Here is a 21,694-nt window from a genome sequence, read left to right on the forward strand (position 1 = left end):
CGCCCTAGAAGTCGAACCGCAAGGATGCCATCACCGTGCGCCCGGCGATCGAGCGCGCGCGCACGATGCCATTGGCCGGGATCGCGCCTTCCTCGGCCTCGGTAAAGCCGGTGGCGTTGAACAGGTTGGTGGCATTGAGGCCGATCTCGATCCGCTCGACCGGCCGCACCGCCACGAAGGCGTTGACCTGCGCATAGGCCGGCAGCTTCAACTGGTTGCTGTCCTGGGTGAAGCTGTCGGTGGTGCCAACGATGTTGGCCCCCAGAGTGAACAGGTCGCTGTCATACTGGGCGGTGGCCTGATAGATGAGATCGGCCTGGCGCCGCGGGGTGTTGCCGATCACGCTGGCATCGAGCGCGTCCTTGATCTCGGCATCGGTGAAGGTCGCGCCCGCCGAGAGGGTGAAGCCGCCGAGGCGATAGGCGCCCTCAAGCTCGAGCCCATAGGCCTCGTAGGTGGTGTCGAACAGCACCAGCGGGGCGATATCGACATTGGTCTCGCTGGTCTTGGCATAAAAGCCCGTGGCAAAGAGCGAGAGCGGGCCGGAGCGGTATTTGAGCCCGGCCTCGAGCTGATCGACCCGCGCGATCACCCCGGCATCACCGCCCGGAAGGCTGCCATCGAGCGTGCTTACCGCCGGGCTGAACAGCGACCGGTCGGCGGTGTGGCGCCCGCCCTGCGAATAGCGCAGGAACACGCCCAGATCATCGCTGACAAGGTAATTGGCGCCGAGCGAGAAGCTGACGTAGTCATATTCGTAATTGACCGGGCGCGCGTTCGTCAGCGGCAGCACGCTGGTTTGTGCCTCGGCCGGGCTGATGGTGCCGTTGTTGTCGAAGTCGAAGCTTGTCACCCCCACGCCAAAGCCGCTGTCCGATCCGGTAATGGTGCCGCTGGCATCGCCGAAGTCATAGCGGATCGAGGCATCGAGCGTGAGCCGGCCAAGTTCGAGCGAGAGCGAAGCAAAGGGCGCATAGGTCGAATAATCGACTTCATAGCTGCGCCGGCAGCAATTGCCGAAGAAGGTGGCACCATAGCCCACCACGCCGTTCTGCGTCACCAGCGCTCCGCCGGCATTGCGGATATCCACCAGCACCGCGCGCCCGCCGCCCTCGACCGTCTGGACATGGCTGGTCCACAGCCAATCGGTGTCGATGGTCTGGCGCGAGAGGTAAAAGCCGGCGGTGAAATTGGCGGTGCCGCCGCCAATGTCGAAGCTTGTGCCCACCCGGAAATCATTGGTGATGTTGTCGAGGCTGTTGAGCCTGGTGTTGAACACCACCACGTTGGTGAGCAACCCGTTGCCGCCGATGGTGGCCGGATTGGCCACCTGCCCGGCATTGGGGCCGCTGGCAAAGACGATGCTGGCGCCCGGCCCGCCGATGGCATTGGCAATATCCTGCGCCGCGCCCGCCCCGGCGGGGAAGGGCGAGAGGAAGCTGCCCGAATTGTCGGCAAAGCGGAAGCGGTTGGTAAGCTGCCAACCATCGCCGACATCGATCTCGCTCTCGATCCCGAAGGCGAGGCTCCTCACCGAAAGGCCATCACGGAAATCATAGCGCGCCGGGTTGTTGTTGCCATCGAGCGTCACCACCGGCCCCAAGAAGGGGCTGTAAAGGCTGTCGCGGCGCGGATCGAAGCCGGCAATCGCCTGGTAATCGGGGTTGCCATTGGTGCCCGTCACCCGCACCGGCTGGGGCAGGATGGTGGGGGTGCGATCATCGAGATACTTGGCCGAGAGGCGGACATAGCCGCCATCGAACGCCTTGGTGATATTGGCCTTGATCTGCCCCCCGTCATAGCCGTTGTAGCCAATGTCGCGCGGGCCTTCGCCGGTGCGGTAGAAGCCGCCGATGTGGAAAGTAAGGTCATCGGCAAGCGGGGCGCCGTAATCGAAATCGAGCCGGTAGGTCTCGAAATCGAGCCCGATCGTGCCCTGGATCGCCCCGCCTTCCTGCTGGCCGGTCTTGGAGATGAAGTTGATCACCGCGCCCGGCGCGTTCGAGGCGAAGGTCGAGGCCGAACCGCCGCGCACCGCCTCCACCCGGGCGACCGACCGGTCGGCGCGCAGGAAATTGTCGGCATTGCCGAAGATGATGTCACCGAACTCGAGGATCGGCAGGCCGTCTTCCTGAAGCTGGATATAGCGCGCGCCCCCGGTGGAGACCGGAATCCCGCGCACCGCGATATTGGCATTGCCCTCGCCGCCCGAGGCTTCCGAGCGGATGCCAGGAACCTGACGGATGAGGTCTGCCGATGAGGGGGCAGCAAGATTGGTGATCACCTCGGCGCCGATGGTGCTGACCGAAACCGAGCTTTCGAGCCGGTTTTGCCCGCGCGCGACCGCGGTGACGATGATCTCGCTCCCCTCACCCTCCGATGCGGTCTTGGCCTCATCCTGGGCGGCGAGCGGGCTTGCAAGGGTGCACAGCGCCACCCCCGCGCCGAGCGCGTGACGAATTTTCATGGCCTTTCTCCTCTCACCTGCGTGCTTCTGCGGCACTGACGGGCCCGTGCTAGCGCGATTGCAAACGATTGCAACGAAAATCTGCAATCGTTTGCAATTTGCCCTGAAACATGTCACGTCAAAGGCAGGAGACCGCCGCAAAGGCGGCACAGCCACGCGTGGGACAGGATCGAGAAAAGGCACCGGATGATGCACAGGCCCCGGCTTTCGCTGCTGCGAATCATCGAGATGAACATCGGCTTTTTCGGCCTGCAGTTCTCCTTCGGGCTGCAGCAGGCCAATATGGGGCCGATCTATGGCTTTCTCGGCGCGGACGAGGCGACCATGCCGCTCCTGTGGCTCGCCGGGCCGATGACCGGCCTCATCATCCAGCCGATCGTGGGGGCGATGAGCGACCGCACCAGCACCCGCCTCGGCCGGCGCACGCCCTATTTCCTCGTGGGCGCGGTGATCTGCTCGCTGGCGCTCTTTGCCATGCCCCATTCGGCCAACCTGTGGATGGCTGCCGGGCTGCTGTGGATCCTCGATGCGGGCAACAACATCACCATGGAGCCCTATCGCGCCTATGTCGCCGATCGGCTCGCGCCTGATCAGCGCGCCGCCGGGTTCCTCACGCAAAGCGCCTTTACCGGCCTGGCCCAGACGCTCTCCTACCTTGCACCATCGCTGCTCACCGCCTTCATCGCGCGCGACGTGCTCGATGCCAATGGCATTCCGGCGATCGTGCGCATCGCCTTCGTGATCGGGGCGATCCTGTCGATCTCGACCATCCTGTGGTCGGTCTGGCGCGTGCCCGAACTGCCGCTGGCGCCCGCCGAGAGGGCCGCGCTCGCGCAAAAGCCGCTGACCTTGCGCGCCACCCTTGCGGAGATCGGCGCGGCGCTTAGCGCCATGCCGCGGCCGATGAAGCAGCTCGCCCTCGCCATGCTGTGCCAGTGGTATGCGATGTTTGCCTATTGGCAATATATCACCTTTGCCGTGGCCCGCGCCCTTTATGGCACCAGCGATCCGGCCAGCGCCGCCTTCCGCGCCGCCACGCTCACCACCCAGCAGGCCGGGGCCTTCTACAACTTCATCGCCTTTGTCGGCGCGCTGGCGCTGATCCCGCTGGTGCGGCGCTTTGGCGCCCGGAGCGTCCATGCCGCCTGCCTTGCCGCCTCGGGCGCGGCGATGCTGCTGATCCCGGGGGTGACGACGATCCCTGCGCTCTTTGCCCTGATGCTCGGCATCGGGCTGGGCTGGGCCGGGATGATGGGCAATACCTATGTGATGCTGGCCGATTGCATCCCGCCCGAACGCAACGGCATCTACATGGGGATCTTCAACCTCTTCATCGTCGTGCCGATGCTGATCCAGACGCTCACCATGCCGCTCATCTACGCGCCGCTTCTGGGCGGCGATCCGCGCCACGTGCTGATGCTGGGCGGCGGCTTGATGCTGGTCGGCGCGCTGGCTACCCTGGCGGTGGATGCGGGGCATCGCCACCCGCGCAGCGAGGGGCTGGCCACGGGCTGAGCATGGGCGAGGAGAGGCACGGGCGCACGGTGGTGCGCACCATCACCGATCTGGCGCGGCTCGCCGGGGTCTCGCCCGGCACGGTCAGCCGCGCGCTCGCCGGCAAGAGCCTCGTCAACGCCAAGACCCGCGCGCGCATCGAGGCGCTGGCGCGCGAGCACGGCTTTCGTCCCAACCAGATGGCGAGCGGCCTGCGCCGCCAGCGCACCGGGGTGATCGGGGTGGCGATCCCGCTCGGCCATGACACCCGCCAGCAGATTTCCGACACCTTCTTCATGACCTTGCTCGGCCATCTTGCCGACGAGCTGACCCATGAGGGCTATGACCTGATGCTGCGCCGGGTGGTGCCCGATGCCGATGGCGACTGGCTCGATCGCTTCATCGGTTCGGGCATGATCGACGGGGTGATCGTGATCGGCCAGTCCGATCAGTTCGCGCGCATCGAGGAGGTGGCCGAGGGCTACCGGCCGATGGTGGTCTGGGGCAATCACCAGGAAGGCCAGCGCCACTGCGTGGTGGGCAGCGACAACCGCCTCGGCGGGCGGCTGGCGGCCGAACGGCTGATCGCCGCCGGGGCGCGGCAGATCGCCTTTCTCGGCGATGCCACCGCGATCGAGTTTGCCGCGCGGCGCGCCGGGGCCGCCGATGTCGCCGCGCGCTTCGGCCTGCCCCCGCTTGTCACCCTGCCCACCCACCTGTCGCCCGAGCGCGCGAGCGAGGAGATCGCCGCGCACCTTGCCGCCCATGCCGGGCGGATCGACGGGATCTTTGCCGCCACCGACACGCTCGCAGCCCTTTGCCTCACCGCGCTGCGCGCGCGCGGCGTGGCGGTGCCCGGGGCGGTGCGGCTGGTGGGATTTGATGACCTTCCGATCGCGCGCCAGACGGTGCCGCCGCTCACCACCATCCGCCAGGACATTGCCGCAGGCGCGCGCGGCCTCGTTGACCTGTTGCTGCGACGCATCGCCGGCGAGGCGACCGAAAGCCTGATCCTGCCGCCCGAACTGGTGGTGCGCGAAACCGCCTGAGCCGCGCGGCTTGCGCTGCCCCATCACCGGGCTATGAGCCGTCCCCATGCAGATGGACGATCTTCTCCAGCGCTATTTCGGCACACGCGATCTTGCCGCCATTGCCCCTGCCGCCCTGCCCGACGGAATTGCACGGATGCGCGTCGATTTCGGTCTTGCCACCGATCGTGCCGCGCGCTTTGCCCTGTGGAGCATGCTGCTGGTGCTGGGCGAGGCGCCCGAGATCGAGATCGCCTTTGCCGAAGCCGAGGATCGCGCGGCCGCGCGGCGGCTGATGGAGATGCTCGCCGCTGCCGATCCGCACGAGCCCTGAGGGCACGCCCGGGCGCGTCTGCCGCGCGTGCCCCCCCTTGCCGCCGTCAGCCCTGCGCAGACAGCGCCACGTGGCGCTTCAGGTGGTGATCGACATTGCCGAACTCGGCATCGAAGATGGTCAGGCGCTTGAAATAGTGGCCGATGGCATATTCATCGGTCACCCCGTTGCCGCCGTGGATCTGCACCGCTTCCTGCCCGATGAGGCGTGCCGCCTGGCCCACTCCCACCTTGGCGGCCGAGACCGCCTTCTTGCGCTCGACCTCCTCGGCGCCGAGCCGCAGCGTCGCTAGATAGGTGAGCGAGACCGCGCTTTCATAGGCCGTGTACATATCGACCATGCGGTGCTGGAGCACCTGGAAGCTGCCGATCGGCACGCCGAACTGCTTGCGCTGGCGGCTGTAATCCACCGTCATCGCATGGGCGACCTTCATCGCCCCGCAGGCCTCGGCGCACAGCGCGGCGATGGCTTCATCGGTGACCAGCTCGATGAGCGCCAGGCCCTCGCCCTCGGCCCCGATCAGCGCCTCGGCCGGCAGGCTCACATTCTCGAAATAGACTTCCGAAGCGCGCCGGCCATCGACGGTGACATAATCACGGGTGGTAACGCCCGGCGTGTCCTTGGCCAGCACGAAGACCGAAACCCCGCCGCGATCGCGCCGCTCGCCGCCGGTGCGCGCCGTGACGACAAGGTGGCTCGCCCAGGGCGCGCCGATCACCACCGCCTTGTGGCCGTTGAGCACCCAGCCCGCGCCATCCTTCCTCGCGGTGGTTTCAAGATCGGCATAGTCGAACCGGCCTTTGGGCTCGGCATAGGCAAAGGCAAAGACCCGCGTGCCAGCGACGATCGCGCCGATATGCTCCTCCTTCTGCGCCGCAGTGCCGGCGTGCTTCAGGAAGCCCCCGGCGCACACCACGGTGGGCACGAAAGGCTCGATGACGAGGCCCTTGCCGAATTCCTCCATGATCACCATGGCATCGACCGGCCCGCCGCCAAAGCCGCCGTCGGCCTCGGCAAAAGGCATGCCGAGGATGCCCAGTTCGGCCAGCTGCGCCCAGATTTCGGGCCGCCAGCCTGAAGCCGAAGCGATCGCCTTGCGCCGCGTCTCCCAGTCATATTGCTCGCGCACCAGCCGCGAAAGGCCGTCGCGCACCATCTGCTGTTCTTCGGTGAAGTTGAAATCCACGAATATCTCTCCCGTCCTCAGGCGTTTGCGTCCCGCCGTATCGAGGTTGAACTGAAAGTTGCTCTTCCCCTTGGGGGAAGCCTAGCTGGCCCGCTTGCGGGCCGACGGTTGGGATGAGGGCCTGCCCTAGTGGCGGCAGAGCCTCCACCCCTCCCCCCTCCCCCGAGGGGAGGGGAGATAAAAGGTCACAGCCCCAGGATCATCTTGGCGATGATGTTGCGCTGGATCTCGTTCGATCCGCCATAGATGCTGGTCTTGCGCATGTTGAAATAGGTGCCCGCGGCATGTTGGGCATAGTCGGGGCCGACCGGGTGCTCGTTGGTGTTGTCATTGGCGATCCCGCCGTTGAACGGCGCGCCATAGACCCCGACCGCCTCGAGCGTCAGCTCGGTCAGGCGCTGCTGGATTTCGGTGCCCTTGATCTTGAGGATCGAGCTTTCCGGCCCCGGCCCCTTGCCCGCCTGCTCGCCCGCGAGCGTGCGCAGCTCGGTGATCTCGAGGGCAGCGAGGTCAATCTCGAGCTGGCTCACCTTGCGGGCAAAATCGAAGTCCTTGATGAGCGGCTGGCCATAGGCGGTCTCTTTCGCGGCGATCTCGCGCAGGCGGGCGATCCCGCGCTTGGAGCGCGCCACCCCGGCAATGCCGCTGCGTTCGTGCGCAAGCAGGAACTTGGCATAGGTCCAGCCCTTGTTCTCCTGCCCGACGAGGTTCTCCACCGGCACGCGCACATCGGTGAGCCAGGTCTCGTTCACCTCGTAGCTGCCATCGAGCAGCTTGATCGGCTTCACCTCCACGCCGGGCGACTTCATGTCGATGAGCAGGAAGCTGATCCCTTCCTGCGGCTTGGCATCGGGATCGGTGCGCACCAGGAAGAAGCCCCAATCGGCGTGCTGGGCGAGCGTCGTCCAGGTCTTCTGCCCGTTGACGATGTAATGATCGCCGTCGCGCACCGCGCTGGTCTTGAGATTGGCAAGGTCAGAGCCGGCCCCCGGTTCGGAATAGCCCTGGCACCACCACACATCCCCGCTGCGGATGCCGGGCAGGTGGCGGGCCTTCTGTTCTTCCGACCCGAAGGTGTAGATCACCGGCCCCACCATCGACACGCCAAAGGGCAGCGGCATGATGGTGTTGGCGCGGGCGTTCTCCTCCGACCAGATATAGCGCTGAGTCGCGCTCCACCCGGTGCCGCCATATTCGACCGGCCAGGCCGGCACCGACCAGCCCTTCTTGCCGAGAATCTTGTGCCAGGCGAGCATGTCCTCGCGGCTCATGTCCTCGCGCATGCCGAAATCGGCAAGGTGCTTGGGATAGTTCTCGGCGATGAAGGCGCGCACCTCCTCACGGAAGGCCTGTTCTTCGGGGGTGAATTCGAGGTTCATCGCATCGCTCTCCTGATGGCTTGGCTTTGGCCTCTCATGTCACGAGCGCGCGCGCATCGGAAGGGGGAAGCGGGTTGAAAATTCTGCACCGCCCGGCGCGAGGGGCAGCAGCGCGGCGCCGGCTCAGGGAGCGGGCGGCTGGAACAGCGCCGGATCGATCGGCTCGCCCACCCGGGTGCTGGTCCACAGCACGCTGTTGGCGATGATCCCGTCATAAAGCAGCGTCACCCGGCGGGCCTGCACCCAGCCGCTGTCGAGCCGCACGAAATCGCCATAGAGCCGCTCGTGAAAGCCGCGGGGCGTGGTGAAGGCCATGTAGGTGACAAACCCGCTTTCGGCATCGAAGCCGAACAGCGTCTGCGCGCCCTTGGGATCGACGATGCGCACCAGGTTGGTCTTGCGCCCGCCGATCTCGCGCGGCGGGGCAAGCGCAAGGGCAAAGCCCTCATCCAGCGCCGAGCGCAGGATGCCGAAGCCGAAATTGCTCGCCCAATAGGCATCGGCCTCGGCGCGCGGCATGATCCCGCGCTCGGTCCAGGTGGTGTTGCCGTCATAGCCCACCTCGAACAGCAGCCTGCCGCCCGAGCGGGCGATGATACGCACCTTGCCCGAAGCCTCGTGCGCGGCGGTGCGCCCCGGCTCGAAGGTGCGCCACATGCGATAGTCATCGGCCTCGGCGCGCACCTTGCCCGTGGCCGGATCGTAGAAGGTGGCGCTGCCGGAAAGTTCGAGCGTGCCGGGATCGAGCCACAAGGCCCCGCCATGCGCGGCCACCGCGCGTTCGACCAGCGCGCGGGCCTCGCTCGGCGCGGCGCGCGCTGCTGCCGGCGCAAACGCGGTGAGGACGCCAAAAGCGATGAGGGCAGCAAGCGCCCCGATGATCCTTGGCATGACCGCTCCCTTTCCCACGCGATTTGTCCGGACAGCTTTTCAACCACGCCGCTCTGGTCTAGGCAAGCGCCATGACGCCGCGCCGCCTCATCCTCGCTGCCACAGCGCTCGCCGCCGCCGCGCTCGCCGCCCCTCTGCCCGCCGCCGGGGCAGAGGCGCTGGCGCCGGGCATCTGGAGCAATGTCGAGGATGCCTATTTCGCCGAGGAGGAAGGCCGCCCCCGGCCCGAGGAGGTGTTCATCGAAGTCGGAAGCGACGGGCGCTGGCGGGCGATCGATGCCTTCGGGACTGAGGCAGGCCCGTGGCGCTCGGGTGCGATCCCCGGCCTTGCCCCACGCGCGGGCGGATCGGGCTGGCAGATCGCCGGAAGCGAGATCCGCCGCGCCCGGCGCTTTTCCTGCTGGGTTTCGGTGCGCAAGTTTGCCGCCAAACCCGATGGCACGCCCGACTGGACCTTTGCCGGCGGGCTTGCCAGCTTCGATCAGGGCGGGCGGATCGCCGTGCCGGGCGGGGGCGTGGCGCCTGATGTCACCATCCGCCTGCGCAACGTGACCTGGGCCAAGGGCAGCCGCAACAAGCCCGCGCTGGTGCTCTATGTCCACAAGGACGATCCCGCGCGCGCCGAAAGCTATGCCTGGGCCTCGCCCGATGCGGCGCTGGTGGGGATCAACCTGCGCTGGGTGCAGGCGAGCTGTGCGCGGGTGGAGGAAGGGGCGGGCTAGGCGCCGCGCAGCCAGGCCGCCCCGCCCACCCAATCGCCAGCCACGGCGGCAAATTCATAGAGGCTAAGCCTCGGCCACACCCCGGCCCTGGCATAGGGATCGGCCTCGAGCCGCGCCCGGGCCGCGGCCTCATCTTCTGCCTTGATCACCAGCAGCGAGCCAGCCGGCGTGCCCGCGCGCTTGAGCGGCCCGGCCACGGCATAGTCACCAAGGTGCGCGGCGACATAGTCAAGATGGGCGGCAAGGTGCTGCTGGCGCAGGCGGGCGCTGTCCGGCCCGTCCTCGCCGATCGCGGCATAGAGCTTCATCGCCCGACCTCGACACATTCGACGATCTCGCCCGCCACCCCGATCGCGCTCGCCGCGCGGCGGCCCTGATAGAGCGCGCCGGCGCGCACCGCCGGCGGGGCGATCCAGTCGAGCGCGCAGGCATCAAGATCGCTGACCGCCAGGGTGACGAGCGCATTGCCCGGCGGCAGCATCCCGGCATGGCGCGGCCGGGGCGTGGCGGCGGCGGGATAATCATCGACCTCGATGATCGGCATGCGCTGGTGCCTCACCATGGTGATGGTGGTCTGCGTTTCCGGGGCAAGGCCAAAGGCCTTGTTGATCATCGAATAGGGCAAGGTGTAATCCGCCCCGCGCTCAAGCCCCAGCCCGCGGCAATACCACTCGATGCTCGCCTCGCGGTCGGGCGTGGCCAGCACGGTGATGAAGATTCGGTCAACCGGCGCGGCGGCGCGGGGCAGATCGGTGTCGGGCATGTCGCCCAGCACCTGATTGAGATAGATCATCTCCGCCCCCGGCCCGAGCGCCTGCATCGGGATGAAGGCGGGCTTGATGTTTTCAAGCAGCTTGGGCGGGCCGACGATGGTGAACAGCTCGGGGGGGAGCGCTTCGGGCCAGTGCCAGACATCGGCAACGCTCGCCTCGAAGGCGGCCCAGCCATAGGTGGTGGTGGGGCGGAAATCGGGATGGGCGGGCTGCTCCACCAGCCGGAACCAGCAGGGCGCTCCGCTTTGGGGCTGGAGCACGGCATAGGGCGCCGCGGCATTGCCCGGGCAGGCCCAGCTTGCCGCAAGCTCAGCGTCAAGCCGCCCCTGTTCGACGAGCGTCAAACCCAGCACATCGCGATAGGCGGCCAGCGCCCGGGCGAGATCGGGCACACTCGATAGCCCGCCCAGAATGGTGCCGTGGGCCACGCTCATCGCTTGAACTCCGGCCTGCGCTTGGCCACGAAGGCGCGCGTGCCCTCGAGAAAATCGGGCCCCTCGAAGGCGGCGGCAAAGATCGCCAGGGTTTCGGCATCATCGCCCGTCTGGCCATCGAGCACCCGGCGGATGAAGCGCTTGGTCTCGCGGAGCGAATGGGGGCTGGCGGCAAGGATGTCATCGATCAGGCCCTGCGGGCTTTCGGTCACCTGCTCAATGAGCCCGATCCTCAGCGCCTCCCCGGCATCGAGCAGCCGGCCGGTGTAGAGGATGCGCTTGGCCTGCCCCGGGCCGACGAGATCGACGAGCAGCTTCACGTCATGGAGCGGATAGACAAGGCCGAGCTTGGCCGGCGTGATGCCGAAACGCGCGGCGCTGGTGGCGATCCGGATGTCGCAGGCCAGCGCGAGGCCGCAGCCCCCGCCGATGCAATCGCCCTCGATGAAGGCGAGCGTGGGCAGTGCGAGGCGCGCCAGATCGTGTTGCACGCGGTTGATCGCTGCCTGGTTGGCCGCACGCCAGGCGGCATCATCCTTGTGGGCAAGCAGCTCGGCAATATCGGCCCCGGCCGAAAAGGCTCCGCCCGCCGCGGCCGAACGCAGCACCAGCAGCCGCACCGCGGGGTTGGCCGCAGCCTCGGCCAGCAGCGCCGGGGCGGCCTGCCACATCGCCAGGCTAAAGGCATTGCGCTTGTCCGCCCGGTCGATCAGCAGGTGCGCAACCGCGCCGTCGATTTCCAGCCGCAGGCTCATGCCGGATGGCTCGCGATGAAATGGTCGGCAATCGCCTTGCGGGTCGTCACCCACACCCCATCGTGCTTGCGCACGTGGCGGAAGAACTCCTCGAGCGCCCAGATGCGCCCGGGCCGCCCGATGATCCGCAAATGCAGCCCGAGGCTCATCATCTTGGGATTGCCCTCCGCACCCTCGCGATAGATCTGATCGAAATTGGCCTTGGCATAATCGAGCCACTGGTGCGGGGTCAGCGCCGGATCGGTCCACATCTTCATGTCGTTGTTGTCGAGCTGATAGGGCACGATACACATCGGCCGGCCCGGCACTGTGGTGCGATCCCAGAAGGGCACATCGCCCGAATAATCATCCATGTGATAGGTGAAGCCCTCCTCGATGAGCAGGCGGCGGGTGTTGTCGGTGAGCAGGTAGCGCGACAGCCAGCCATGGGGGCGCACCCCGCAGGTGGCGGTGATGCTCTCCACCGCCCGGCGGATGAAGGCGCGCTCCTCCTCCTCGCTCATCTTGAACTGGTGCACCCAGCGCCAGCCGTGGCTCACCGGCTCGTGCCCTAGGCTGACGATCGCTTCGGCGATCTCGGGGTGGTTTTCCAGGCTCATCGCCGCCACCGTCCAGCTCGCCATGATCTCGTAGCGCTCAAGCAGCTTGACGATCCGCGGCGCGCCCGCCTTGATGCCATAGAGATAATTGGATTCGTTGGAATAGTTGCGCATCTTCGATTTGACGAAGACGCCCAGCTCATCCACCGGCTCCATGCCCCTGTCGCCGCGGGCGATGGTCATCTCGCTGCCTTCCTCGACATTGACCACCACCGACAGGGCCATCTTGGCCCCGCCCGGCCAGTCGATCCGCTCCTCGCTCAGTGCCATCAGTGCATTTCCTCCCCGCCCGAGACATTGAGCGCCTCGCCGGTGACATAGAAGGCCGCATCGCTAGCGAGCCACAGGCAGGCCGCCGCGGTGTCGGAAGGAAGGCCGGGCCGGCCCATCGGGTTCCTGGCTGCCATGTTGGCGAGATAATCCTCGACACTGGCAAAGCCCAAAAGCTTCGAGAAATATTCGTTCTGCCGCGCTCCCAGGGCGGTGGTGACATGATTGGGGCACACGGCATTGACGGTGATGCCATGCTTGCCCAGCTCGAGCGCGCTCGCCCGGGTCAGCCCGATCATGCCGTGCTTGGAGGAGACATAGGCCGGCAGGTGGGGAAAGCCGGACTTGGCGGCCTGGCTGGCAATGTTGATGATCCGCCCGCCCTTGCCGCGCTCGACCATCGCCCGCGCGGCGGCCTGGGTGCAATAAAAGGCGCCCGAGAGGTTGACCGCGATCACCTCGTCCCATTCGCTCGCCGGATCGACCTCGAGCAGCGGCTTCATTCTAAAGCCGATCCCGGCATTGTTGACGAAGATATCGACCCCGCCAAAGCGCGCCACGGTCTCGGCCACCAGCGCGCGGCACGCCTCGGCATCGGCGACATTGCAGGCGATCGCGGCAACCTCGGCGCCGCGCGCGCGCAATTCGCCGGCCACTTCCTCGGCCTCGGCATCAATGGTGATATCGGAGACGACGCAATTGGCCCCCTGATCGGCAAAGGCCTGGAGGATCCCCTGCCCCAGCCCCTTGTGCTTGCCCGATCCGGTGACGACGATGGTCTTGCCCGCAAACGCGCCCACGATCACAGGTCCTCGGTCAGGATGAATTGCGGCGCATCGGCAAAGCCCTGGAACGGGGCGGCAGCCGCCTGGAAGGCCTCGGTCGAGATATCGGCAACGAAGGCGTCCATGCCGGTGATGTCGATCACCTCAATATACTGGAAGGGCGGCGTACCTTCAGGATCGCCGAACAGGCCGGTGGCCTTGTGCACGGTGAAGGAAGTGACCGATCCCAGCGCATTGACCGTGGGAATGTCGCGCGTGCGCGCCCATTCCTCGTATTCGGCTTGCGAGACTCCGGGCTTCAGATTGAACAGGCAGATTATTCGCATCATGCGTCTCCCGATTGCGGCGGGCGATAGGCCCGCAGGTGAGCATCAAGCCGCCGGGCAAGTGCGAACAGCCCGGCCTCGTGGCCCTCGCCGCCCACGATCTGCACCCCGATCGGCAGGCCATCGGCGCTCCAGCCGGCAGGAAGGCTGATGGCCGGCAGGCCGGCGATATTGGCAAGGCAGGTGAAATCGGCCTGCCCGGGCGGCTCGGCCTCGCTGTGCGGAAAGGGCAGGTTGGGAACCGTGGGCAGGATCAAGAAGCCGTGGCTTGCCACCAGCGCGCGCACCGCCGCGGCGGTGGCGGCAAGGATGGCCTGATCCTCGGCCCAGTCCTCCGCCTTGCGCCGCGGGCCATAGGCGATGAGGCGGGAAAGCCGGGGCGAGATCGCAACGCCGGCAAGGTGCTGCGCCATCGCCTTGGCAACGCTGATGAACCCGGCAAAGCGGATGCGGCCTTGGCTATGGGCAAGGCGCGCTTCGGCAGGCGCTGCGCCCAGCGCGGCGCAGGCATCGGCAAACACGCCCGCCACCTCGGGATCGACCTCGACCCCGTGGCCTGCAAGCGTTGCCCCCGTGCCGCTGATCGCGCCTTCGCCGAAGCGGGAGATCACCCGCGCGCTGCGCTCGAGCAGGTCAAGATCGCGCGCCAGCACGCCGATCGCATCGAGGCTGAGATCAGCCGGCTCCAGCCCGTCCTGGCTGACGCAGGACGTGGCGGGCTTGAAGCCATAGACCGCGCAATGGCTCGCCGGGATCCGCACCGATCCCATGGTGTCGGTGCCGAGCGCGGCATCGACGATCCCCGCCGCCACCGCCGCGGCGCTGCCGCCCGAGGAGCCGCCGGGCGAATGGCCGATGCGGTGCGGATTTTGCACCGGACCGAAATGCGGATTGTCGCTCTTGGCGCCGAGCGCACCTTCTTCCATGTGGAGCGTTGCGATCACCGCTGCGCCCGCGCGGCGCAGCGCGGCAACCGTGGCGGCGTCCCTTGCGGCAATCCGCGTAGCGAGCGCCCCGATCCCGGCGTGGAAGGGCATGCCCTTGACCGCGATATTGGCCTTGACCCCGAAGGTCGTGCCCGCCAGCACCCCGGGGCCAAAGGCCGCGTCTTCATCCCAGTCGCTCACCGCGTTGAGCGCGCGGTTGACGGCGCGCAGCGCGGCAAAATCGATGCGGGCGGGCCCCTTGCTCACAGCTTGCGCTCGTCGATCAGCCGCAGCGGTTTTTGGCGGGTGTCGATCTCGGTAAGGCGCGCGGTCTCGCCCGGGCCGACGAGCGCCACCTCGACCTCGACCCCAAGCCCGCGGCGCAGCAGCTCGGCCAGCCCCGCCGCATCGCTGCCCCCCCGGCTTTCGAGCGTCACCGTCATGTGATCGCGCCCGGCCGCATCGCGGCGCATGTGGCAGACATATTCGCCGGTAAGATCGGCACGGTTCTCGATGATCGCCCCGATCGCGTGGGGAAAGACATTGATGCCGCGCAGCTTGACCATGTTGTCGCTGCGCCCCTTGAACCCGGCGATGCGCTTGAAGGCGATCTCGCCGCGCCCGCCAAGCTCGTGGGTGATGTCGTGGGTGTTGAAGCGGATGCAGGGGGCGATGTCGTCCTTGTAGAGACAGGTGACCACCATGTCGCCGGTCTCACCCGGGGCGACCGGCTGGCCGCTGTCGACATCAAGCAGTTCGAGATATTGCGCGTCTTCCCACACATACATGCCATCGCGCTCGGGCCCCTCGCCCGCGATCGCGCCGGTATCGCCCACGCCATACCAGTCATAGGCCCTGGCCCCGTGCCAGGCGGCCTCGGTCGAGGCGCGGTCCTCGGTGCCGAGGTGGCCGATGATCATGCGGATCTTGATCTTGTCGAACAGGCCCAGCTCCTCGGCGGTGCCGGCGAGCTTGCGGATATAATCGACAAAGCCGACCAGCACGCTGACGCCGAAATCGGCCATCAGCTCGACCTGCTTGGCGCTGCGGGTCTCGATCCCCGTCCCGGCGGAAAGGAAGATGGCATTGGTGAAGTGGGTCACCGCCTCGCGGATATAGTGCCCGCCATTGATCATCCCGTGGCCATAGACCGATTGCACCACATCATCCGAACCCAGCCCCATCCAGCGATACATCCGCCCCACAAGCAGGTTGCCGACCTCGCGCCCCTTGGGGCCGAACAGCAGGGTCTGGGGCTTGCCGGTGGTGCCGCTGGTGGTGTGGAGGATGGTGGGCGCGCGTGTGGCACTGGCGCCCATGCCGTGAAAATCGCCGAAGGGCGGGTGCTCGGCGATCGACTGCATGAGATCGGACTTGTCATAGACCGGCAGCTTGGTGATGTCTTCAAGCCCGCGGATATCCCCCGGCTCGATCCCGCGTGCGCCCCACAGCCGCTGGTAGAAGGGAATTTGCCAGCCGCGCTGCATCAGGCGGCGGAACTGCGCGTCCTGGATGGCGAAAAGCTCATCGCGGCTCATCCTGGCATAGCGCGCCACAAAGGCATCGCCGATCGGATAGTCGGCCAGCAACTGCCTGATATCGAGGGCTTCAAAATAGGTGGGATAGGTCATGGCGTTCCGGTGAAGTAGGCAAGCGGGTCGTCGAAGATCTGGGGCGAGGCCCCGGCCGGGGCGATGGCGCGGCACAGCGCAAGCTTGGCTGCGGCCTGATTGGGGCTGAGCGGATTGTCGGGGCTGCCGAGCGTCGCGGCGATCGGACGGATGATGCGCTCGCCCCCTTCAAGCACCACGGTGAGGCATTGGGGAAAGAGCGCGTTCAAATCCTCATTGCCATCGGGCACGAGGCTGACCTTGGCGGCGAGCGCCGCGAGCGCGGGATCGGCAAAGCCTTCGGGGGTGAAGCGGCGCGGATCGATCGTCCCGTCGATCAGCATCAGCGCGGCAAGGAAGGGCAGGCACAGCCGGGCATAGGCGGGCGTCATTGTGGCCGCATAGGGGCGCCCCACCAGCCGGTGGATGAGCGGCGGACAGGCAAGCTCGATCCGCTCCAGGCGCGCCGGATCGGGGGCGAGCGCCTGCAGCGCGCTCAGCGCCGCATGGCTCGCCCGGCCCGAAGGATAGGGCTTCACGCTGATTTCGCTGATGCGCCAGCACTCACCCAGCGCGCTGGTGTAGCGCGGCAGATCGCCCTCATCGAACAGCGGGAAATAGCCGAACGGCCCTTCGAGCGGGTCGCTCGGCCCGGGAAAGCCGGCCTTGGCGAGATCAGCCGCCACCAACGCGGCGCGCGCGGCATTGGCGATCTGGAAAGGCAAGGTCACCAGCCCCTCGACATGGGCCTGCATCGTCCCCGCCGCCGAGGCCACCGCAAGGCCAAGCGCATGATCGAGCGGGGCGCCGATGAGGCGCGCGGCGGCGAGCGCACCGCCCACCACGCCGGCGGTGGCCGGGCGGAAGAAGCGCAAGGGGCTGCGCGCGGCAAGGCCAAGCCCGCTTGCCACATCCACCCCCACGGCAAGCGCGGTCAATGCCTCATCGCCATCGCAGCCGCCGCGCCGGTCGATCACCGCGCCGAGCGCCGCGGTGACGACGCTCATGGCGTGCACCACCGCCGGCTCGTGCACCGCGTCCCATTCGAGGCAATGGATGCGATAGGCGTTGACAAAGGCCGCCGCCGCCGCGGGCAGGCGTTCATCGCTGCCGATCAGCCGCGCCTCGCTGCCGCTGCCCATGGCGCGGGCCGCGGCAAGGATCGCCGCCTCGCCCGGGGCGCCCACCCCGGCCGCCCCCACCGCCAGCGTATCGCCGAGCAGCCGCAGCGCATCACCGCGCACCGATGCGGGCAGGCGGTGGGGCGCTGCGGCAAAGGCGAGAATGTGGGCGGTGGCGCTCACCTTGTCCACTCCGCGATCAGGGCATCGAGCGCTTGCGGATCATCGCCCTCGAGCGCGAGGCGCGCGGCGCGCTCGGCCTCGCTCGCGGCCAGCCCGCCCCAGCGCACCAGGCTGGCAAGCTTGGCAAGGAGGTGCTCCTCGCCGATCGGCCTTTCAGGATCGCCAAGGCAATCGACCAGTTCAAACCCGTTGACCCTGGCGCCGAAATGCGCCGGGTAGCGCGCGGTGATGCGCGGGTCCTCGCGCACCGTCACCGCGGCGCGCAAGGGGGCAAGCGCGGCGATCGCCTCGGAGGTGAAGTCCTCGGGCGCGGCGCTGCGCCCCGAGGCCACCACCGCCACCGCGTGCTGCAGCGAGAATTTCGCCTCAAGCTCGGTCTGCGGATCGGGCCGGTCGCAGAAGGCCAGGGCATCGGCATAGGTTTCGACCATGAAGGGCGGGCGAAGGCGCCCCTCGCCGCGCAGGCAGAGCGCGGCATCGATCGCCGGGTGGGCATGGCGGCAGGCGGCAAAGGGCTTGAAGCTCACTTCGCCGATCAGCCAGCCCCCATCCTGCGCGTGAGCGAGCGCGCGGGGCGCATCGGTGAAGGCGGCAAACAGCCCTTGGGGCCCTTCGAGCAGCGCCTTGGGGCCGCTGGCGCCAAGCGCGGTGTGCCGCGCCGCCTCGCGGCCCGTGCGCACGGCGTGAAAGACATGCCATTGCTTGGTGAGGACATCATCATGGCGCATGTGCCACAGCCCACCCGCCACCGATCCGGCATTGGCCATGGCCTCGGCGGTCTTGCCCGGGCCAATATCAAGTAGCGAGGCCATGCAGGCCGCCGCGCCCATCCCGCCCATGGTGGCGGTGGGGTGCCAGTGGCGATAATGGCGCGCGTCCATCGCCGCGCCCAGCGCGATCATCGCCTCATAGCCGCGCACCGCAGCATCGAGCCGCGAGTCCATATCAGCCTCGGCAAGGCTCATCGCCGCGGGCCAGATCACCGGGCCGGGGTGGAGCAGCGCGGCGCGGTGGACATCGTCCATTTCGAGCACATTGCCAAGATAGCTCGCGCGCTCCCAGCCATCGGGGCTGATCGCCCGGGCCACGGCAAAGGCCGCCGAGCGGCGCCCCCCGGCGATGCAGGCGAGCCAATCGAGAAGGTGCCAGCGCGCACGCTGGCGCTCGCTTTTGCCGCAAGGGCGCGCTAAGCCTTCTGCCAGGCGGGCAAGAAGCGGCTGGCTCATGCCGCATGTCTCCCGGCCAGCATGGGACGAGACTCACATTGGCGACGAAACCGAAGGCAGACAGGCCCCAGCGGCGCAAGGAGGTGCGCGAGGCCGCTCCGCGCACGCCGCGTTACCTCGAGCTTGCCGCGACCCTGCGCGAGGCGATCCTGGGCGGCGCGTTCACCGGCGGCAGGCCCTTCCCCACCGAAACCGCGCTGTGCGAGCGCTTCGGGGTGAGCCGCTTCACCGTGCGCGAGGCGCTGCGCCGGCTCGAGGCCGAAGGGCTGATCGCCCGCCGCCGCGGCTCGGGCACCACGGTGCAGCCGCCCTCGGCCTATGGCGGGGCGCTGCACCAGCCGCTCTCCAACGTCGGCGAGCTGCTGCAATATGCCAAGGGCAGCCAAGTGAGCTATGTGCCCCAGGGCAGCGGGCCGCTGCCGCAGGCGGTGGCCGATCTGGTCGCCCAGCCCACCCCGGGCCAGTGGAGCGCCTTTCGCGGGGTGCGCCGCCACGCCGATGATCGCCTGCCGATCGCGGTAACCGATGCCTATTTCCACGAGATGCTGGGCGATTACATCGGCGCGATCGACCTTGCGGCGGGCACGCTCTTCAGCCAGATCGAACAGCTTGCCGGCATCCGCATCGGCAAGGTGACGCAGGATATCCAGGCTATTGCCGCGGACAGCCGCACCGCGGCCGATCTCGAGATCGACGAGGGCGCGCCGGTGCTGCGCATCCTGCGCAGCTATTTCGATCCCAAGGGCACGATCTTCGAGATTTCGGTGAGCTATCACCCCGGCGATCGCTTCGCCTACGCCATGCATATCGACGTCGAGGGCTGAGCGCGGCATCATTGCTGCGCGCCCAGCCCCGGCACCGCGGCAGGCTGCCAATCATCGCCGGCAAAGCGGATCGGCGGGGCGATGTGCGGCCCGCCCGCCGGGCCTTCGACCACCAGCCCGCGCGCGGCGATATGGGGCGCGGCCAGGGCCTCGCGGAAATCGAGCACCGGGGCAAAGGCCACATCCTTGTCGGCAAACCAGGCCACCCATTCATCGCGGGTGCGCTGACGGAAGGTCTCGCGCAGGAAGGCGATCAGCACCCCCTGCTCTCCCGCCGGGGCCTCGGCATGGGCGAGAAGATCAGGCCGGCCGAGCGCCTCGAGCAGGTTGCGCGCGAACTTCAATTCGCGCCCGCCCAGCACGATGTGGCGCCCATCGGCGGTTTCATAGACCTGGTAGAGCGCCGCCCCGCCAAGCGAGCGCTGGCTGGCCGAGCGCGGCGGCGCGCCCCCGGCAAGGGCGCTGCCGGCGATATGCGCGCACCACGGCAGCAGGCTGTCGAACATGGCGCAGTCGATATGGGTGCCCTCGCCGCTGCGTTCGCGCCCGATCAGCGCCATCAGCACCGCCGCGAGCGCGGTGAGCCCGGCGGCCATGTCAGCACTCGGGGCGCCGGGCACCACCGGGGTGCCATCGGGCCCATCATTGACGCTGAGAAAGCCGGCCAGCGCCTGCACCGCCAGATCATGGGCGGGGTGATGGGCGAGCGCACCCTCCTGCCCGAAGGCCGAAATCGAGCAATAGATGATCCGCGGATTGATGGCGCGCGCCGCGGCGTAATCAAAGCCGAGGCGCGCCATCACCCCGGGGCGGAAGCCCTCCACCAGCACATCGGCCCGGGCGATGAGATCGGTGAGGGCGGCCTTGCCCGCCGCGCTCTTGAGATCGAGCACCAGGCTGCGCTTGCCGCGGTTGAGATTGGCAAACCACACCGAGAAGGGCGCGCCCCCGTAATCGGCAAAGGGCGCCTGATCGCGCGCCGGATCGCCCGCCGGCGGCTCGATCTTGATCACCTCGGCGCCCTGATCGGCCATCATCACCGTCATCATCGGACCGGGGAGGAACTGGGTGAGGTCGATCACCGTGATTCCGGAGAGCTTGCCCATCATCTCACCCCCGGTTCAGATCACGCCGGCGCGGCGCAGCTCGGCGATCTCGCCTGCGCCATAGCCCAGCTCGGCCAGGATCGCCTCGCTGTCGGCCCCGAGCAGCGGCGCGGCGCGGTTGGGCGGGCGGCGGCCATTGAACTTGAGCGGGCTGGCCAGCACCTTGAGATGGGGATTGTCGGGGTGGGCGACCTCGTCCTTCATCCCGATCACATCGAGCCAGGGATTGTCGAGCGCGCCGGCAAGGGTGTGCACCGGCGCCACCGGGACATGGCCGGCCAGAAGCTCCTGCCAATGGGCCATGGGCTGCTTCTCGAACACCTCATCGAGCAGACGGGTAAGCTCGGCCCGGTGGGCCAGGCGATCGGCATTGGTGGCAAAGCGCGGATCGTGCTTGAGATTATCGAGGCCCAGGCGATCGATGAGGATGTCCCAGAACTTGGGCAATTGGCACATCACGAACATCCAGCCATCGGCGGCCTTGAACATCTGGCTGGGGGTAGCGGTGGGATGGGCGCTGCGCGGCGTGCGCCGGGTTTCATCGCCGTGGTTCATGTACCACAGCGCCGGATAGCTGGTCTGGTGCAGCGCAGCCGAGAGCAGATCGGTATCGACATCGCCGCCCTCGCCCGAGCGCTGGGCCCTGATCAGCGCGCCGAGCAGACCGATGCAGAAGATCGTGCCGGTGATGAAATCGACCATCGAGAGGCCCATGCGCTGCGGCTCGCCCTCGGGATCGCCGGTAAGCTGGCAATAGCCGGCCTCGGCCTGCATCAGATAGTCATAGCCCGGCCAGCGCGCGCGGGCATTGTCGCGCCCATAGGCCGAAAGATGCGCGCACACGATCGCGGGGTTGAAGGGCTTGAGCGCGGCATAATCCAGCCCGAGCCGCGCGGGCAGATCGCCGCGCAGGTTGTTGGCCACCGCGTGGCAGGTGGGCACCAGCCGGTGGAGCACCTCGCGGCCCGCTTCGCTGCCAAGATCGAGCGTGAGCGAGCGCTTGTTGAGGTTGAAGGCCTGGAAATAGGTGCTCTCGCCCGGGCGCAGGAAATGCGGGCCTACCGCGCGCGCCGTGTCCCCGCCGCCGCGCCGCTGCCCATCGGGGCCGGGGGCGCCGGGCGGCTCGATCTTGATCACCTCGGCCCCCATCTGCGCGAGGAACATGGTGCCATAGGGCCCGGCGCCATATTGCTCGGCGCTGATGATGCGAAAGCCGGAGAGCGGAAGGTTCATGCGCGGCCTGCCTCAATGCCCG

At 67.8% G+C, this 21,694-nt stretch carries 21 protein-coding genes; 5 read left to right on the forward strand and 16 right to left on the reverse strand.

Features of this window, described 5'->3' with window-relative positions; all coding sequences use genetic code 11:
- Positions 1-4 precede the first annotated feature (4 nt).
- Entirely contained in the window at positions 5-2,467 is a 2,463-nt protein-coding gene (locus tag G524_RS0114300; RefSeq protein ID WP_027444302.1) for a TonB-dependent receptor domain-containing protein, read from the reverse strand.
- A 186-nt stretch (positions 2,468-2,653) separates the two neighbouring features.
- Here G524_RS0114300 and G524_RS0114305 point away from each other — a divergent pair, with 186 nt between their 5' ends.
- From G524_RS0114305 to G524_RS0114315, 3 genes are read left to right on the forward strand one after another with little or no spacing between them, the layout of a single operon-like run.
- Positions 2,654-3,982, forward strand: a complete 1,329-nt coding sequence (locus G524_RS0114305; RefSeq protein ID WP_027444303.1) for an MFS transporter — start codon at positions 2,654-2,656, stop codon at positions 3,980-3,982.
- Between the two features lie 2 nt (positions 3,983-3,984).
- Entirely contained in the window at positions 3,985-5,010 is a 1,026-nt protein-coding gene (locus tag G524_RS0114310) for a LacI family DNA-binding transcriptional regulator (RefSeq protein ID WP_027444304.1), read from the forward strand.
- A 46-nt stretch (positions 5,011-5,056) separates the two neighbouring features.
- On the forward strand, positions 5,057-5,323 hold the full coding sequence (locus tag G524_RS0114315; protein ID WP_027444305.1) for a hypothetical protein: 267 nt from the start codon (positions 5,057-5,059) through the stop codon (positions 5,321-5,323).
- Positions 5,324-5,369: 46 nt separating this feature from the next.
- Here the strand turns inward: G524_RS0114315 and G524_RS0114320 are convergent, their stop codons facing one another.
- The 3 genes from G524_RS0114320 to G524_RS16130 all read right to left on the reverse strand — a co-directional run bounded on the left by G524_RS0114320 (position 5,370) and on the right by G524_RS16130 (position 8,779).
- On the reverse strand, positions 5,370-6,509 hold the full coding sequence (locus G524_RS0114320; RefSeq protein ID WP_027444306.1) for an acyl-CoA dehydrogenase family protein: 1,140 nt from the start codon (positions 6,507-6,509) through the stop codon (positions 5,370-5,372).
- A gap of 185 nt (positions 6,510-6,694) precedes the next feature.
- Positions 6,695-7,888 (reverse strand): acyl-CoA dehydrogenase family protein, encoded by a 1,194-nt coding sequence (locus G524_RS0114325; protein WP_027444307.1) that lies wholly within the window; start codon positions 7,886-7,888, stop codon positions 6,695-6,697.
- Between the two features lie 123 nt (positions 7,889-8,011).
- Positions 8,012-8,779 (reverse strand): hypothetical protein, encoded by a 768-nt coding sequence (locus G524_RS16130; protein ID WP_051221313.1) that lies wholly within the window; start codon positions 8,777-8,779, stop codon positions 8,012-8,014.
- 71 nt (positions 8,780-8,850) lie between these two features.
- On the opposite strand from G524_RS16130, the gene G524_RS0114335 reads away from it, so the two are divergent.
- On the forward strand, positions 8,851-9,501 hold the full coding sequence (locus G524_RS0114335; RefSeq protein ID WP_027444308.1) for a hypothetical protein: 651 nt from the start codon (positions 8,851-8,853) through the stop codon (positions 9,499-9,501).
- Here G524_RS0114335 and G524_RS0114340 read toward each other — a convergent pair.
- The 10 genes from G524_RS0114340 to G524_RS16140 are packed head-to-tail and all read right to left on the reverse strand — an operon-like array spanning position 9,498 to position 18,509.
- Complete coding sequence (locus G524_RS0114340; protein WP_027444309.1) at positions 9,498-9,809, reverse strand: YciI family protein; 312 nt, start codon at positions 9,807-9,809, stop codon at positions 9,498-9,500. The two genes, G524_RS0114335 and G524_RS0114340, sit on opposite strands and share 4 nt — an antisense overlap.
- Positions 9,806-10,708: a VOC family protein gene (locus G524_RS0114345; RefSeq protein WP_027444310.1), complete on the reverse strand. Its 903-nt coding sequence runs from the start codon at positions 10,706-10,708 to the stop codon at positions 9,806-9,808. The genes G524_RS0114340 and G524_RS0114345 overlap by 4 nt, the downstream gene beginning before the upstream one ends.
- On the reverse strand, positions 10,705-11,463 hold the full coding sequence (locus G524_RS0114350; protein ID WP_027444311.1) for an enoyl-CoA hydratase/isomerase family protein: 759 nt from the start codon (positions 11,461-11,463) through the stop codon (positions 10,705-10,707). Before G524_RS0114350 ends, G524_RS0114345 begins: the two co-directional genes overlap by 4 nt.
- Entirely contained in the window at positions 11,460-12,332 is an 873-nt protein-coding gene (locus tag G524_RS0114355; protein ID WP_036858081.1) for a polysaccharide deacetylase family protein, read from the reverse strand. Before G524_RS0114355 ends, G524_RS0114350 begins: the two co-directional genes overlap by 4 nt.
- A complete protein-coding gene (locus tag G524_RS0114360) occupies positions 12,332-13,132 on the reverse strand; it encodes an SDR family NAD(P)-dependent oxidoreductase (protein WP_245561391.1) in 801 nt (266 codons plus the stop codon). Before G524_RS0114360 ends, G524_RS0114355 begins: the two co-directional genes overlap by 1 nt.
- A gap of 2 nt (positions 13,133-13,134) precedes the next feature.
- Positions 13,135-13,446: an REDY-like protein HapK gene (locus G524_RS0114365; protein ID WP_036858084.1), complete on the reverse strand. Its 312-nt coding sequence runs from the start codon at positions 13,444-13,446 to the stop codon at positions 13,135-13,137.
- A complete protein-coding gene (locus G524_RS16135; protein WP_051221314.1) occupies positions 13,443-14,636 on the reverse strand; it encodes an amidase family protein in 1,194 nt (397 codons plus the stop codon). The genes G524_RS0114365 and G524_RS16135 overlap by 4 nt, the downstream gene beginning before the upstream one ends.
- Complete coding sequence (locus G524_RS0114375; RefSeq protein WP_027444315.1) at positions 14,633-16,000, reverse strand: phenylacetate--CoA ligase family protein; 1,368 nt, start codon at positions 15,998-16,000, stop codon at positions 14,633-14,635. Before G524_RS0114375 ends, G524_RS16135 begins: the two co-directional genes overlap by 4 nt.
- Positions 15,997-17,283, reverse strand: a complete 1,287-nt coding sequence (locus G524_RS0114380; RefSeq protein ID WP_027444316.1) for an MmgE/PrpD family protein — start codon at positions 17,281-17,283, stop codon at positions 15,997-15,999. The genes G524_RS0114375 and G524_RS0114380 overlap by 4 nt, the downstream gene beginning before the upstream one ends.
- The gene (locus G524_RS16140; protein ID WP_051221315.1) at positions 17,280-18,509 is read right to left on the reverse strand and encodes an MmgE/PrpD family protein; all 1,230 of its coding nucleotides are present in this window, start codon (positions 18,507-18,509) and stop codon (positions 17,280-17,282) included. Before G524_RS16140 ends, G524_RS0114380 begins: the two co-directional genes overlap by 4 nt.
- Before the next feature lie 83 nt (positions 18,510-18,592).
- Between G524_RS16140 and G524_RS0114390 the strand changes: the two genes are divergently transcribed.
- Positions 18,593-19,333 carry a GntR family transcriptional regulator gene (locus G524_RS0114390; protein ID WP_245561392.1) on the forward strand — a complete coding sequence of 247 codons (741 nt, stop codon included), beginning with the start codon at positions 18,593-18,595 and terminating at the stop codon, positions 19,331-19,333.
- 8 nt (positions 19,334-19,341) lie between these two features.
- Here the strand turns inward: G524_RS0114390 and G524_RS0114395 are convergent, their stop codons facing one another.
- Positions 19,342-20,442 carry a CaiB/BaiF CoA transferase family protein gene (locus G524_RS0114395; protein ID WP_245561393.1) on the reverse strand — a complete coding sequence of 367 codons (1,101 nt, stop codon included), beginning with the start codon at positions 20,440-20,442 and terminating at the stop codon, positions 19,342-19,344.
- A gap of 12 nt (positions 20,443-20,454) precedes the next feature.
- Positions 20,455-21,672 (reverse strand): CaiB/BaiF CoA transferase family protein, encoded by a 1,218-nt coding sequence (locus G524_RS0114400; protein ID WP_027444319.1) that lies wholly within the window; start codon positions 21,670-21,672, stop codon positions 20,455-20,457.
- Positions 21,673-21,694: the final 22 nt, after the last annotated feature.

This window comes from Erythrobacter cryptus DSM 12079, assembly GCF_000422985.1.
GTDB classification, from domain to species: domain Bacteria; phylum Pseudomonadota; class Alphaproteobacteria; order Sphingomonadales; family Sphingomonadaceae; genus Erythrobacter; species Erythrobacter cryptus.